This is a genomic window from Saccharopolyspora sp. NPDC003752 (genome assembly GCF_053605825.1).
The window spans coordinates 1-14,002 of sequence record NZ_JBSGJZ010000057.1; the positions used below are offsets into that span (position 1 = coordinate 1).

Sequence of the window (14,002 nt, forward strand, 5' to 3'; positions counted from 1 at the left end):
GACCCTGCTCCCGGGCCTGGGCCACCATCGCCGCCACGGCCGCCTGTTCCGGCGAAGGCTGCCGTCCTGCCTGTTTCACGTTCCTCTGTGGACTCACAGCATCCGATGTCATCACTCACAGTGCCCATCCCGCCGGACCCCAGCCCGGCGCGTCAGGCCGAAAACACCGCTCGCGGAACAGTCCCCACCCAAGAGTGGAGGTACAGCCTGGGCCGCGGGACTGTCCGATGGACGGTGCACCTCTCTAATGAATTCCGAACGGCTCGCTGAGGCTGTGAAGCCTCTCTGTTACCTGGCCCGTTCGAGGTCTCGAAAAAGAGCGGCAGCTCGGTCCCAGCGAGTCCAGGTTGGTGTACGTGGTACGAGCCCGCCCGCACAGTGGAGGCCTTGCTTTTCGGGAGCCTTCGAGCTCTGACGCGAAGACTGGTCGCCGTGCTGGTCGCTGGGATCACGAACAGCTCATCGGAGGGAAGGCCATCGAGCCTCTCATTAGGGCGCTGCGCGTTCTCACTGGTCGCTGGCCAGTAGCGCTATCGGTCGACTGGAGGTAGCGGGTTGTTCTGCGGGATCGACTGGGTGGAAAGCCATCAGACCTGGCCATAGTCGACGCCGAGGGCACGCTCGAGGCCAAGAAACGTATCAACGAGGACGTTGATGGCTTCGCCGAACTGACAGAACTACTCGCCGAACTCGGTGACACTGCCGAAAACCCGATACCGGTTGCGATCGAGACACCACGTGGCCTGCTTGTCGCCTCGCTACGCGCCACCGGTCGTCCTATTTTCGCGATCAACCCGATGGCGGTCGCCCGCTACCGGAGCGCTACTCGGCTGCCCGAAACCAAATCCGACCACGCCGACGTCTACGCCATGACCTTGGCGAACATCCTGCGCGTCGATGCCCACATGCACCGCCGCGTCCCAGCCGACAGCGACCTGGCCCAGGCCATCGCCGTGCTCGAGAAAGCCCAGCAGGACGCGATCTGACGCCGCACCAAGGCAAGCACCGAACTGCGCTCGGTACTGAGGGAGTACTACCCGACTTTCCTCGAAACCTTCGCCGGCAGTCGGCGACGAACCTCGCCACCCCTGATACCCGCGAAATTCCGGCGATCGAGCCGACACCTGCAGCCGCGGCGAAGCTGTCGAAGACCCCCATCGTCGCCGCGCTGCGCCGACCCGACCGCAGCCGCAACATCGACCAGACCACCGCCGAGATCAAAGAGCAACTTCGCAAGCCGCAGCTCCACCAACCTTCGCTGGTGGAGGAAGCCTTCGGCGGCCAGGTCCTCGCCCTGCTGGCAACGTTAAACGCCGCCTGCATCGGTGCTGACGAACTCGCCGGGTCCTTCGAGCCGGTCCGCAAAGTCGCGCACGCACTACACGTGCGACGAGAGCTCCGCCAGCGGTCACCTCATAAGCACGCAAGAACGGAGCCAGTCAACAGATTCAGCACACCGCTTCAGCACGTCATCGCCGCAAACGTGCCCGACCGCCTCGTGCCCTGCTTCCATCAAAAGACAAAGCCCGCCCAGAAGCAGCGAGCCGTTCCTCGCGATGAGGCTACCCACATACCAGTACGGCCCAGAAGCGTCGTCGCTGCGCAGAATTTGGGTCTGGCCGTTGCTCGGTGATGTGCACCTGCGCGAACCTCTTGCCCCGCACTCGTACCTGCACGGTGGTGCCGGGCTCCAAGGTACGCAGGTAGTCCGCGACAAGGAGACCCACCCGGGCGGATGCATGCGCGTCCAGGTCGTGGTTCGACAGGTCCAGTCGTAGCCGCAGGTCGCAGTGCTCGGCGACGGACGTCCACGCCGGCTCTAGGCCAGCGTGAAGCGTCGGCGGGTAGATGGCGGCGCCGAGCAGGCGCAGGCGGTCGACGAGCTGGCAGACGGTGCCACCCATCTCGGCGATCCGGACCGCGAGCTGCCGGTCACCTGCCGTGGCGGAGATCAGGGCCAGCTCGATGGCGAGCGCCGACAGGCCCTCCGCCGGGCCGTCGTGCAGCTTTCGTTCGAGCTCGTACCGGTACTCGGCCGTGCCCCGGCTGGGCGCGCGTAACCGGCCGGGCAGCAGCCTACCCAACCCGGTGACCCTACGTACGAATTCAGACATCATGACAGCATCACCCCGGCGACAACCGGGAGAAAGACCGCAAGTCCCGCAAGCGCAGGGAAATCCATATTCTCCCGCGTACCAGATGATTGATCCGCACTCGGGTCGTGATTGCCAGCTGGGTGTTGGTCAGCGCACACGCGCGGCCTGAGGTTGTGGTTTCGAACCATTTTGGCCTCGGGTAAATTTCCTGGTAGTCGTACTCTGCGATGTGTTGAACGGCTCCCTGGGAGATCCGCGAGCTCACTCGGGCGGGGCCTGTGCCTGCTGTGACGCCACCGTGCGCATTGCTCAGATAAGCCGTTGGCCCCAAGGCAGGTGCCCAGAGCGAAATCTCGCTCGGCCGACCGGTGCCGTGCCCCACTACCACGACCAGCGGCACGCGCAGGTGCTCGACGGCGTACTCGACGTGACCGACGATGGCACCGTCGAGCACCTGCCCGTGCGCTACGAATCACGAAAGGCCGCCAAGTCCCTCGTCGAAGACACGGCGGCCGTCGACGCACCGGACAGGCGCAACAGGTTCCGGCGGGAGAACGATGATCTGGTCAGCTGCACGGAACCCTGAATACTCCACGAGCGAAGGAGTTTTCATCTCCGACCACGAAATGTGGCCGAGCGGTCACTGATGATCGCACCATTGCGCCAACGAGAACGGACTAACGAGACGAAACACGCATTTCCCGCAAGCGGATACTGTGCCTACTGTGCGACGTCGTCGGTCCACGCAGCTGTCCTCATCAGCCGAAGGAGACCTCCTGTCCGATCCTCGACTCGACTTGTCCCGAAAGACAGGCGTGTCAAACCTCTCAGTAGCGCTGGTAGCCGATTTTGCACCGCCGCGGCCGACACCCAGCGCGTGAGGACGAACCGCTGATCTTGAAAAAAACCTTCGTCTGTCTCCACACCAGCCCACACTTAAGATCTACTTATCTAGGGCGTTAGTCGCATGATGTGGTCTCGTCGAGCGTCCCCAGAATGGGCGCTTCCGCTGTGCCGAAAGGCAGGCATTCAGGGCCAATGAGGCAATGTGCGGGATTCGAGGTAACGGTCCGCCCACACAGCGCGTCTTGATTAGTATGAGAAATCAAGTTCGGGTCACGCTCATTGCCGCGGCTGTACTGTCGCTGATGGCCAGCTTGCTAGTGGTGACTGCGCAGGTATCCGCCTCGGCTCGGGGCGGTGGCAACTCGGTCGCGATCGCCGAGTATGACTTGGCTGACACGGCTTTCACCGATCCCCAGACCGGCACGGTCAGCGAACTGCGTGCAGTGGTGCACTATCCGCGAAAGCTCACCGGTCAGTCCCCGCTGATCGTCATGGCGCACGGATCGTGGTGGGCTTGCGACGCCCAGGATGCCGGCACTTGGCCCTGCCCGGCCGGCTCGCGCCCGTTCCCAAGTTATCGAGGCTATGACTACCTGGGTACCGCTCTGGCCTCAGCCGGATTCGTCGTGGTGTCGATCAGTGTGGACGGCATCAACCAGACCTCTTTTGACTACGGCGACCGAGCCCGACTGGTCAACGAGCACCTGCGGATGTGGCAGCAGTTGGCGGCCAGCGGGGCTGGGCCGCTGGCCGGACGGTTTGTCGCCCCGGACACCGGACGGCCGGTCACGCCGGAGTTCACCGGCCACGTCGACATGACTCGCGTCGGCACCCTGGGACATTCACGCGGCGGCAAAGGCGTCATGTGGCAGGCATCCGACAAGCACCGTGGCGAATGGCCGCCCGGTGTGCAAGTCGGCGCGGTCTTGGCACTGGCGCCGGTCAAGTTCGACGTTCCGGAGGGCGATCACAGCGACACGCTCGTCACCACACTGCCGTTCACGGTGGTCACCAGCGGTTGTGATGGCGCGGTCGGCGAAGCGGGCCAGCAGTACTTGGACGACCTCGCTGGGCGCAACACCGTGACGGACTACTCGGTTTCGCTGCTCAACGCGAACCACAACTACTACAACACGAACTGGACTCCGCCGTTCAAATTCGGCGAGGACGACAGTACCTGCCCCGCCCAGGAACTGGCTCCAGCCCAGCAGCGCCACGCACTCACCGCCTACGCAGTCGCCTTCTACCGCTACGAACTGTACGGCGATCAGAACGGAGTGCTCGTACTGACTGGCCAGCGCCCACTGCCGGGAACGACCACGAAGGTGCGCGTGGCGCCTCCGCGTCTGTAACGTCAAAGGGCCGTGAGCCACGCCGATGGCAGGAATCTTCAAATGGTTTCCGCCCAGTTTCCTGAGCTGTCTGGGCGAACGCGCCAACTCGCTGATCAAGATCAGCTGTTCTTCCACATGGCTGCCGAGATCGACGATGGCATGCTCGCCCAAATCGCGGAGGACCTGGACGCCGAAAGAGGGGTGGCGGCAGCGAGAGCGCTGGTCTCGATCGCCGTGGCGAGAAATCTTTCGATATCGCAGGAAGACCGCCAGACTCTGCGACGAGTGCATGGAATACACGATTGCGACCCCAAGCAGGTCGACCTGCTTGATGCGCGCGCCGCGGATCCGACACCCACGGCCAAGTTCGCGTCGATCGGGGCAGAGTTCCGTCCGCGCACGGGTACATCAAGAGACGTGATCGATCACCGGACGCGAACATCCGGAAGGACGGCCTCCCCCAACTCGGCCCCAGCCCAAGACGAGTTGACTGCCGCAGACGCGTGTACCACCAAGTTCATGCCCGTGACGCCACAGGAGCCTCCGCCCACCAAGTTCGCTCTCCTCCAACCTCCCGGGTCGAACTCGCCCGACACCACGAACGCCGAGCCCGTTCAGGCACCTCGCCTCACCGACTGATCCTGGCGCGATCTTCACCGAGTCCGCTGCCGGCCGCCGAAAGCCATCGCGATGAGATCCTGCCGGTAGGTGTTGTCGGCTGCCGACCGGTACCCGCTCCCGGAGGCCTCAGCGCGGCCGGTCACCGGCGCGGCGCCACTTCGGACGGACAGATCCTTCAGCCAGAGCAGATCGAGTACGTCGACACGACCGACTGGGTGGCATCCTCCACGACCACCGCGCAGCATGACTTGTATGGATGCGATTTTCGGCAAGTGCAGCGCTACGCAACAAGATCCGCGAGTGACGGCAGCTCACCGCGAAGAGCCCGAAGCCGTACCTCACTCCGATGCAGCTCAATCTCGTCGCGGACCCCGGTACCGCCGCCACCCCGCTCCGATTGGGCATGCGGGCCCGGCAGGCAGCCCTCATCGAGCAGTTGCGCGCGATGGGGGAACTCGGCGTCACGCACGTCTCCTTCAGCCTCCGCCCCGGAGACCGCCCGGTCGACGAGGTGCTCCAGGAGCTGGCACATGAAGTGCTGCCGCACTTCACCACCACTCCCGAACCCGCCCTCACCAGCCGAGGCACCTGACCTTGCCTACCGGGAAGTCACCGACCGCAGCTCCAACGTGCAGTTCGGCGAAATGCGCGAACGGGCGCGCGGTCGTCGAGCAGACACGAAGCCCAGCTGTGGAATCCGGTTGTTCAGGTGATGCTCGAAGCAGGTGTCGTGCTTCCGGGGTGGGGTCACCCGCGACCCCGGAGCGAGATCAAGGAATGAGGGTGGGAGCAACGCCGCCGTCGACCCGCAGGGCCGCACCTGTCGTGGCTGACGCATGCTCGGAGGCGGCATAGACAGCGAGGGCGGCTACCTCGTGGGGCCGGATGAGGCGGCCGAGCAGCGAGGTGGGCCGCTCCTGCCGGATGAACGCGGTCTCCGCCTCGTCGAAGGAGCCGCCCGGACCGACGCGGTCGGCGATGAATTCCTCCACGCCGGGCGTCAGGGTAGGGCCGGGCAGGATCGAGTTGACCGTCACGCCGGACCCCTTGAGCTCCTGGGCCATTCCGCGGGAGACCGCCAGCTGCGCGGTCTTGGTCATGCCGTAGTGCACCATCTCCGTCGGTGTCATAACAGCAGACTCGCTGCTGACGAACAGCACCCGCCCCCAGCCGCGCTTGGCCATGCGCGGTGCGTAGTGACGTGCCAGGCGCACGCCGCTGAGGACGTTGACGTCGAAGAAACGCCGCCATTCGTCGTCGGTGATCTCGAAGACCGGGGTGGCCGCGAAGATTCCGGCGTTGTTGACCAGGACATCGCAGTCGGGCACGGCGTCGATGAGCTTCTGCGCGCCCTCAGCGGTGGACACGTCCGCAGCCACGGACTGCACGGATTCCGCTGCGGCTCCGGCTTCGTCAGCCACTTGGCGGGCGGCTTCGACCGTGCGCGATTCTTCCCTGCCGTTGACCACCACGGTGGCGCCGGCGCGGGCCGCCGCCACCGCGATGGCCCGCCCGATACCCGCGGTGGAGCCCGTGACGACGGCGGTGCGGCTGGACAGGTCGATCTGCATGATGCTCCTTCATCTCCGGCCCCGGGGACGCCCCGCGCGTTGCCCGTGTGCTTCTGCGGGGATCGCCGAGATATACTATTTGCAGACGCGTCATACTAACAAACGCTATATATAAGCGCGAGCGAAGTAAGATATGTGACGGCGACCACAAGGGCCTTCAACCGGCGTCGCAAGACTCTGCCACCGGTCCGGCTGACCGCCCCGGTTCGTTGATGTCAGTCCGTTGTGCGATCGGCAGGGGCGTCGGCCGGGATGGCGTTGGCAGCCACAACACGCGAGAAGAACCGGGCGCTGTCTTTGATCGTGCGCTGCTGTGTGTCGAAGTCGACGTGAATCAACCCGAAGCGCTGCGAATACCCCATCGCCCACTCGAAGTTATCCAGCAATGACCAGGCGAGGTAGCCGCGCACGTCTGCACCTTCCTCGATCGCCCGGTGGACGGCGCGGAGGTGCTCGGCGAAGTAGCGGATCCGTTCGCCGTCTCGGATCCGACCATCACAGTCGATAGTGTCCGGGAAGGCTGCGCCGTTCTCCGCCACCACGAGCGGAACGTGTGGGCAGTGCCGGTACAGCCACAGCAACAGATCAGTCAGCGACTCTGGCGTCTGCTCCCAACCAGACGAAGTGAGTGGGCTGCGCGGTGGAAGCACGTTGAATCCCCGCAAGCCTGGAAGGCCGCAGTTGCTCGGTTCGGTTGGATCCGGCGCCGGCACCACCCGAGTCGGCGCGTAGTAGTTCACCCCAAGCCAGTCCAGCGGGGCGGCAATCTCCTTCATGTCGTCGTCATGGACTGCGGGTTCCAGGGCCTGCAGGTGAGCGACATCGCCGAGCACATCCTTGGGATAGCCCCGCCCCAGCACCGGATCGAGGAACACCCTGTTGTGCATACCATCGAACTTGCGCGCTGCCTCGCGATGGGGCTCGTCGTCCACATCAGTCAGGGCCGGCGAGAAGTTCAGCACGATGGAGAATCGTTGGCCGAGGCGTGCGACTGTCCGTAATGCGGCCATTCCCCATCCATGGGCCAGCAGGAGATGGTGCGCTGCGACTAGTGCCGTGCCGGGCTCCGCAATTCCTGGCGCGTGCACCCCGTTGCCGTAGCCGAGGAAGGCCGAGCAGAACGGCTCGTTGAGCGTCGTCCAGTCCTGCACTCGATCGCCAAGAGCGCTGTACACCGTCGCCGCGTAATCGGCGAACCGTGCAGCGGTGTCGCGGGAGCGCCATCCCCCTGTGTCTTCAAGTGCCTGTGGCAGGTCCCAGTGGTAGAGAGTGACCATCGGATCAATGCCCCGGCTGAGCAGCTCGTCGACAAGTCGGTCGTAGAACGCGATTCCCGCTGGCTGCAGTGTTCGGCCGTCCGGCATGACTCGGGGCCAGGACACCGAGAAGCGGTACGTCGGGAAGCCGAGTTCCGCGATCAGTGCGACGTCTTCGGGGTAACGGTGAAAGTGATCGCAGGCCGTCTCACCCGTGTCACCGTTGACGACCTTGCCCTCCCGGGCGGTGAACGTGTCCCAGATCGACGGTCCACGACCATCTTCCGTCGCACCGCCCTCGATCTGGTAGGAGGCCGTGGCAACTCCCCAAGTGAAGCCCGGCGAGAATGCAAGTTCCTGCCCGTTGGTCATACCCACCTCATCTGTTGACTGAAGCTCGAGTGATTCCGTCCACAATCTGACGTGCCAGCAAGACGAATACAACGATAACGGGCAAAACGCCGAGCGTCGCACCGGTCAGCATCAACGAGTAGTCCAGGAAATACCCGCTCGCCAGCCTCGACATGGCGACCTGAACGGTGGGGCTCTCGTTCGGGTCCAGCACGATCAGCGGCCAGAAGAAATCGTTCCACGCGGCCATGAACGTCACCATGCCCAACACCGCCGCTTGCGGGCGGATCGCAGGGACCGCGACGTGCCAGAACGTTCCCCACAGCGAACAGCCGTCGACTCGTGCCGCATCGACCAGCTCGACGTGCACCGCCTCCTCGCACGCTTGGCGCATCCAGAAGACGCTGAACGCATTGATCAGACCCGGCACGATCACCGCTTCCAAACGGCCGTACCACCCGAAGTTCCCGACCACCATGTACAAGGGGATCACGCCGAGCTGGGCGGGCACCATTACCGTACCGAGCACGACAAGGAACAGGCTGTTCCTCCCCGGGAAGCGCAGACGAGCAAAAGCGAATCCGGCGAAGCTGGACAGCACGACGGTCGACACCATGACCGTCCCCGAGACGATCAGCGAGTTCTGGATCGCCAACCAGAAATCCACGGTGTCGAAGACACGTCGGACGTTGTCCAGGAAGTAGCCGCCCGGGATCAGCGGAGGACTCGCCTCGCCGATCGCCGATCCATCACTCGAAGCCACCACGAAGGACCAGTACAGCGGGAAAACCGACGTCGCGACCACCGCGAAGAGAAACCCGTAGACCAGACCGCCGGGCCGGCGGACCAGCCGACGCCTGCCCGCAGATCCGCGAACCTGCGGCGACCGACCAACAACACTCCCACGCACCGCTCAACCACCTCCCCTGATTCGACGAACCAGGGCGAAGTTCCCCAACGCGGACACCAGGCACACAGCGAACAGAACCCATGCGATCGCTGCCGCATACCCGGCGTCGAACAGGCCGAATCCCTTCTCGTACAGGTACATGGTCAATGTCTGGAACTGGCGGTCGTTGCCACCAACGCCCCCGGTTCCCGACGAGTCGAACAGCTGCGGCTCCGCGAACAGCTGCAGGCCGCCGATGGTCGACACCACCACGGTGAAGACGATGGTCGGCCGGATTCCCGGGACGGTGATCGACCAGAACGACCGCCACCGCGATGCTCCGTCCAGCGCTGCGGCTTCGTAGAGCTCCCTCGGGACGTTGCGCATAGCTGCCAGGTAAAGCAGGGCGTTGTAGCCGGTCCAACGCCACATCACCATGACTGCGATGGCCAAGTGGGAGGACCAGCGCTGGTTCTCCCAGTCCACGGGTTCCACTCCGACCATCCCCAGGATCCAGTTGGCCACGCCGAAATCACGCCTGAACAACTGGGCGAAGACCAACGTCACGGCTACCACGGAAACAACATTCGGCAGCAGGACTCCGGCCCGCCATGCGGTTCCCGCGCGCAGTGGCCGGTTGAGCAAAGCCGCGATGCCGAGAGCGGCCAACAACTGCGGAACGGTGGAAACCAGGAAGATGCTCGCTGTGTTGAACAGGGCGTTGTAGAAGTCGGGGTCGGCGAACAACGCGGAGTAGTTCGCCGACCCGACGAAACCCTGATCGCCGTCGATCAGGTGCCAGTCGTGCAGCGAGACCCACGCGGTGTACAGCAGCGGGAAGAACCCGAACACCGCGAACAGCACGAAGAATGGCGCGATGAAGAGGTACGGCGTGACCCGACCGTCGATCCTGGCGAGCAGCTCACTCCAGCGTGAACCCGAAACGGTTGACGGCAAGAGCGACGGGCGCGCTGGCATCATCCCTACTTGACTGCTTCGCGCGCCTGTTGGACGGCTTCGTTCCACGCCTCGTCGAGGGTTTGCTTCCCGTTTTCGACGCGGCCAAGCGCCAAACCGAACTTCGGGCGCACGACGCTGTCCTTGGGTCCGCGGTAGTGCGGTTGCAGGCTGTCCGCAGCAGCCGCGTAGATCTTGCCGACCGGCGCGTTGTTGAAGTAGGGATCGGTCTTGCTGACCACCTCGGGGGCCTGGTAGGCGGCTGGTGCGCTGGGCAGGATTCCACTCTGCAAGAAGATCTTCTTCTGCTGCTCTGGAGCTGTCAGCCACGTCACGACGTCATAGGCTTCCCTCTGGTGTGAGCTCTGCTTCGGCACGGTCAGGTAGGAACCGCCTTGGTTGCCGCTGTTGCCGGGAACCGTCGTGACATCCCATACACCCGTGTTCGCGTTACCGCCCGCTTCCTTGATCTGCTCCAGCATCCAGGCCGGGCAATTCATAACGGCGAACGACCCCTGTTTGACCGCGACATTCCATGCCTGGGTGTAGGTGGTCACCTTCGCGGTCTGTCCCTTCGCCCCGATTTTCCCGGCGATCTCGAAAGCACGCCGGAGGTTCGGGTTCTGGTCAGCGATGAACGAATCGTCCGCCTTCGAGAAGAAGTTCTCCTCGGACTGGTTGAGGATCGCGGTGTAGATACTGCCGGCGGAATCGGCGAACTTGGCATCAGGTACCGCCGCGCTGAACCGATCGGCAACACTGGCGAACTCTTCCCAGGTGGGCCACAGCTCGGCGACCTCATCGCGGTCGGTTGGCAGGCCTGCCTTCCCGAACAGGTCGCGGCGGTAGCAGAGTGCGAGACCACCCATGTCCGTCCCGAGGCCGAGGACGAAGCTGCCGTCCTTGCTGACCCCCTGCTCCCATTTCCACGGGGCCCAGTGGCCCTGCAGCTCCTTGGCCCCGAAGTCGGCCAGATTGACGAACTTGTCCTTCGACTGCAGGAACTGCGGCATGTACTGCTCTTCGATCGCGACGACGTCGGCGACGCCGCTTCCGCCTGCGAGATGGGTGGCCAGTCCCTTGTGGTGGGCCTCGAAGTCGGAGACTTGAGGAACGAGGTCGATGTTGGGGTGCTGTGCCTCGTACTCCTCAAACAGCGGTTCGTAGCCGAACTCGCCGAAGGTCGCGACCTTGATTTCGATCTTCCCGCTGCCGGACCCGCTTACTCCCCCGCATCCCCCCAGAACCATGAGCAGGGCCGCGCTCAAAACGAGGGCTGACCAGAACGAACGTCCTATCGTCATCGCACTTCCTCACCTGTCGGTCGCGGACCACCATGCCGCACGCTGAACACTGAGTTCACCGGGCGCTCGAAAAGCGTGTCCACCGAGGGAAGGCAACTCTGTCCTCCGGTACATCCAACCGCGGCCACATGACCTCAGACGAGCGCGAGGGATCACAAGAGCACGGCCTTCGCCTTGCTGCCTTGTTCCCCATGCATCGATCAGCCACCTGCAGCGCCTCCGGGGCCGCCCACGCGGGTGCGGTCGTCGTGACTGCCGGCGCGGTCTCGGCAGACGAGCTTCACCCCGCGACGGGCCCGCAACCAACGCGCTCAGCGTCTCGGCGGTGCGATCAGGAAGCACCTCGACCAGGCGGCGGTACTCGACATCGATCAGGACCGTGCGCAATAGCGGCCACGACGCAGAGCGAAGTCGTCCACACCAGCATCCGCGGGGCAAGCGTTCGGACGTGTAGCCGCTGGAAGTGATTTCGATGCTTCGCGCAAGCATCAGATGCGAGCGGCGGAGACGCTCGATTCCGGTAGGCAGAACCAGGGGCCTCGAACCGCGCTGAGGCGTGATATCTCGACCAGACAGACGTCGACGATTCTGTGCGAGCGCCTGGGCTGGAGCCGCCAGCGGCCGGCGCGACGAGCAGCCGAGCGCAACGAGGCGTATCCAGGAATAGGGCTACAGATAGATCATTAACTGGACCCGCCCACCACGTGTGTATGCGTGCAACCTCGCAGGGATGCGAGGGCAACGCGCTAACCAGCACCTCAGCGGGGCGCTAAGGTTGCGATACAGGATCGGGTCGACCACTCCCACCGAACGTTTGGGATCGCGTCAATTGCCGCCCAAAGGCGGTCCGCATCCCTGCGGCAGAAAAGACCAACCGCGCCACTGACGCGACTTTTCCTTCGACTACCCGGGGAGGATGAATGTCCACCACGGACCGGGACACGTTCCTATCGGCCACCCAACGACAGGACTTTACAGACGGCCTCGATCAAGTGCTCTTCCACATGGGCTCGGCCCTCAAAGAGGATCAAACGGACATCGTGGCAGACCACCTGGAGCACGGAAACGTACTGGCTGCTGCAGAGACGATGGCGTCCATCGCGGCGGCAAGACGGCGGCGCATGTCCCATGAGGACCGCGGCCTTCTTCGCGTGGTCATCGAAACGTACAACGGCAATCGCACGAACATCGATCGATTGGACTCGCAAGCTGTCGTTGACGCCCGTTGATATCAGAGCACCCCGATTCCTCGGCCTGGCTTGATTCAGGCCGTGCCGCGGCCAACGAGCAGAGTTCACAGTCGTCTCCCGAGGGCGCGAGTTCTGCTGGTGAACAAATCCGCAATAGGATGACGTGTCGCCGCACTTCGGCTAATCCGAAGGTCAGCGCAGCGGACGTGTTGTCCCCCGCGGCAAGATCCGCCTCAGCGCCGGCATGACATCGAGCCTACTGTCGCCGATTTCCTCATGCGACAACGTCCGCAAGTCCTGCGCACCAGCGGTCTTGTCAGTCCAACCAAAATCACGCACCTGAGTTACCGATCAATAAAGATCAAGCTCAGACGACGGCCCCGTCAGCTAGCAGTGCGAACTCGGCCGCGATCTTGCGGATGTCGGCCTTGAGGAACTGGATCGCCCGGCGCGCCCGATCGGCGACCTCGCCGGGGGTCTCCACGGCCCAGGCCATGACTGCGCGATGGCGAATGTGCAGGCGATGACGCGTCCAGCGAGCACGAGGTGCTCTTGCCGAAGCGGTTCGTCGAGGAAGGCCAAGTCCACGTCCTGCCCGCGGCAGGCGGGAGACGTCGACTCCCATGCTGCGAGAACCGAGCTGAGTTTCCCGGTTCCCTGCCTTTCCTGGCAGTATTGCGTGAGCTGCTGGCTCAGCAGGTCGTTTGTGCCATCGAAGATGGTGAAGACGCGCGTGTCGCGGAACGCTTGTGCGGCGATGTTGGTCGGCGAGCCGCATCGGTAGCGCTCGCCACCGACAATCTGCTGGTAGTGATGCGCGGCATTGACCATGTGCTTGGTGGCGACCGTCTTGAGCGCCTGGGCCACGGGGAAGCCTTCCGCATGTCGGCCATGACGTCCAGCCGTGTCCGCAGGTAATGGCTCAACGCGTCGCAGACCGTGCTAGACGCCTCGATCGCGTTGAGCCGGTACTGCACGAACCGGAGGTCCGCCAGCGCCGCCAGCGCGGCCATCATCGATCTCGGCGGCATCAGCAACTCCGCCATGGCGCTCAGTCCCCGTCCTCGGCAACCAGCCGGCGGTGCGCCGGTACGATGGCGTCGATCTCATTGAGGCCGTAGTCGAGCAGCTTCATGCCGATCGGCTCGTATCGCTGAACCGTGCTGAACCCTTCGTCGCGCCGCACGACGAAATAGCCGTACTTCCTGCCATCCTGATCGTTCTTAGCGCTGACCACCCACCAGTGCGCGGTCGCGCTGAAGCCTTGCCAATGCTTGCGGCCACGGATCCGGTAGCCGTTGCCGACCTCCTCGAAGGTCGTGGCCATATTCGACATCGCCGAGCCGCAGCCCGGCTCCGTCGAGGCGAAACCACAGATCATCGGGCGGCCAGAGGCGAACTCCGGGCAGACCTCAAGCTTGGCCTCCCGGCTTCCGCGCAAGGCGATCGGCCGCAGGGCCACCGCAGATACGATCTTCGTGTACATCGCCAACGGCAGGTTCCACTCCGCGATGCGCTCCACGACACGGCGCAACTCGACGTGGCTACCCCGGCCGCCGAACTCCCTGGGCACCGCTGGGAGGACAT

Annotated in this window: 14 protein-coding genes and 1 pseudogene; 6 read left to right on the forward strand and 9 right to left on the reverse strand. The window is 64.1% G+C overall.

Features of this window, described 5'->3' with window-relative positions:
* Positions 1–638: 638 nt before the first annotated feature.
* On the forward strand, positions 639–986 hold the full coding sequence (locus ACWEV3_RS39700; RefSeq protein ID WP_452618868.1) for an IS110 family transposase: 348 nt from the start codon (positions 639–641) through the stop codon (positions 984–986).
* A 576-nt stretch (positions 987–1,562) separates the two neighbouring features.
* Here the strand turns inward: ACWEV3_RS39700 and ACWEV3_RS39705 are convergent.
* Positions 1,563–2,084, reverse strand: a complete 522-nt coding sequence (locus ACWEV3_RS39705; RefSeq protein WP_452618839.1) for a hypothetical protein — start codon at positions 2,082–2,084, stop codon at positions 1,563–1,565.
* A 385-nt stretch (positions 2,085–2,469) separates the two neighbouring features.
* Here ACWEV3_RS39705 and ACWEV3_RS39710 point away from each other — a divergent pair, with 385 nt between their 5' ends.
* From ACWEV3_RS39710 to ACWEV3_RS39725, 4 genes are all read left to right on the forward strand, one after another.
* Entirely contained in the window at positions 2,470–2,682 is a 213-nt protein-coding gene (locus tag ACWEV3_RS39710; RefSeq protein WP_452618840.1) for a hypothetical protein, read from the forward strand.
* Between the two features lie 562 nt (positions 2,683–3,244).
* Positions 3,245–4,294 (forward strand): hypothetical protein, encoded by a 1,050-nt coding sequence (locus ACWEV3_RS39715; RefSeq protein WP_452618841.1) that lies wholly within the window; start codon positions 3,245–3,247, stop codon positions 4,292–4,294.
* A gap of 42 nt (positions 4,295–4,336) precedes the next feature.
* Complete coding sequence (locus tag ACWEV3_RS39720) at positions 4,337–4,915, forward strand: hypothetical protein (RefSeq protein ID WP_452618842.1); 579 nt, start codon at positions 4,337–4,339, stop codon at positions 4,913–4,915.
* A 328-nt stretch (positions 4,916–5,243) separates the two neighbouring features.
* Complete coding sequence (locus ACWEV3_RS39725) at positions 5,244–5,489, forward strand: hypothetical protein (protein WP_452618843.1); 246 nt, start codon at positions 5,244–5,246, stop codon at positions 5,487–5,489.
* A 178-nt stretch (positions 5,490–5,667) separates the two neighbouring features.
* On the opposite strand, the gene ACWEV3_RS39730 is transcribed toward ACWEV3_RS39725, so the two are convergent.
* From ACWEV3_RS39730 to ACWEV3_RS39750, 5 genes are all read right to left on the reverse strand, one after another.
* Complete coding sequence (locus ACWEV3_RS39730; RefSeq protein ID WP_452618844.1) at positions 5,668–6,468, reverse strand: SDR family NAD(P)-dependent oxidoreductase; 801 nt, start codon at positions 6,466–6,468, stop codon at positions 5,668–5,670.
* A gap of 215 nt (positions 6,469–6,683) precedes the next feature.
* Positions 6,684–8,096 (reverse strand): GH1 family beta-glucosidase, encoded by a 1,413-nt coding sequence (locus tag ACWEV3_RS39735; RefSeq protein ID WP_452618845.1) that lies wholly within the window; start codon positions 8,094–8,096, stop codon positions 6,684–6,686.
* A gap of 7 nt (positions 8,097–8,103) precedes the next feature.
* The gene (locus ACWEV3_RS39740; protein ID WP_452618869.1) at positions 8,104–8,925 is read right to left on the reverse strand and encodes a carbohydrate ABC transporter permease; all 822 of its coding nucleotides are present in this window, start codon (positions 8,923–8,925) and stop codon (positions 8,104–8,106) included.
* 63 nt (positions 8,926–8,988) lie between these two features.
* On the reverse strand, positions 8,989–9,942 hold the full coding sequence (locus tag ACWEV3_RS39745) for a carbohydrate ABC transporter permease (protein WP_452618846.1): 954 nt from the start codon (positions 9,940–9,942) through the stop codon (positions 8,989–8,991).
* Between the two features lie 5 nt (positions 9,943–9,947).
* Positions 9,948–11,225, reverse strand: a complete 1,278-nt coding sequence (locus ACWEV3_RS39750) for an ABC transporter substrate-binding protein (RefSeq protein ID WP_452618847.1) — start codon at positions 11,223–11,225, stop codon at positions 9,948–9,950.
* A 920-nt stretch (positions 11,226–12,145) separates the two neighbouring features.
* Here ACWEV3_RS39750 and ACWEV3_RS39755 point away from each other — a divergent pair.
* Positions 12,146–12,454, forward strand: a complete 309-nt coding sequence (locus tag ACWEV3_RS39755; RefSeq protein WP_452618848.1) for a hypothetical protein — start codon at positions 12,146–12,148, stop codon at positions 12,452–12,454.
* A gap of 328 nt (positions 12,455–12,782) precedes the next feature.
* On the opposite strand, the gene ACWEV3_RS39760 is transcribed toward ACWEV3_RS39755, so the two are convergent.
* The 3 genes and pseudogenes from ACWEV3_RS39760 to ACWEV3_RS39770 form a co-directional block, all read right to left on the reverse strand.
* Complete coding sequence (locus ACWEV3_RS39760) at positions 12,783–12,911, reverse strand: hypothetical protein (protein WP_452618872.1); 129 nt, start codon at positions 12,909–12,911, stop codon at positions 12,783–12,785.
* Positions 12,912–13,159: 248 nt separating this feature from the next.
* Positions 13,160–13,246, reverse strand: a pseudogene (locus tag ACWEV3_RS39765) (hypothetical protein); the annotation flags it as partial.
* A 220-nt stretch (positions 13,247–13,466) separates the two neighbouring features.
* The gene (locus ACWEV3_RS39770; RefSeq protein WP_452618849.1) at positions 13,467–13,988 is read right to left on the reverse strand and encodes an acyl-CoA dehydrogenase family protein; all 522 of its coding nucleotides are present in this window, start codon (positions 13,986–13,988) and stop codon (positions 13,467–13,469) included.
* Positions 13,989–14,002: the final 14 nt, after the last annotated feature.

Excerpts from the sequence above, each read along its gene's own strand:
- ACWEV3_RS39760 (WP_452618872.1), bottom strand. The coding sequence starts at position 12,911 with ATGGCCTGGGCCGTGGAGACCCCCGGCGAGGTCGCCGATCGGGCGCGC.
- ACWEV3_RS39715 (WP_452618841.1), top strand. The coding sequence starts at position 3,245 with ATGGCCAGCTTGCTAGTGGTGACTGCGCAGGTATCCGCCTCGGCTCGG.
- ACWEV3_RS39725 (WP_452618843.1), top strand. The coding sequence starts at position 5,244 with ATGCAGCTCAATCTCGTCGCGGACCCCGGTACCGCCGCCACCCCGCTC.
- ACWEV3_RS39735 (WP_452618845.1), bottom strand. The coding sequence starts at position 8,096 with ATGACCAACGGGCAGGAACTTGCATTCTCGCCGGGCTTCACTTGGGGA.
- ACWEV3_RS39730 (WP_452618844.1), bottom strand. The coding sequence starts at position 6,468 with ATGCAGATCGACCTGTCCAGCCGCACCGCCGTCGTCACGGGCTCCACC.
- ACWEV3_RS39720 (WP_452618842.1), top strand. The coding sequence starts at position 4,337 with ATGGTTTCCGCCCAGTTTCCTGAGCTGTCTGGGCGAACGCGCCAACTC.
- ACWEV3_RS39750 (WP_452618847.1), bottom strand. The coding sequence starts at position 11,225 with ATGACGATAGGACGTTCGTTCTGGTCAGCCCTCGTTTTGAGCGCGGCC.
- ACWEV3_RS39745 (WP_452618846.1), bottom strand. The coding sequence starts at position 9,942 with ATGCCAGCGCGCCCGTCGCTCTTGCCGTCAACCGTTTCGGGTTCACGC.
- ACWEV3_RS39755 (WP_452618848.1), top strand. The coding sequence starts at position 12,146 with ATGTCCACCACGGACCGGGACACGTTCCTATCGGCCACCCAACGACAG.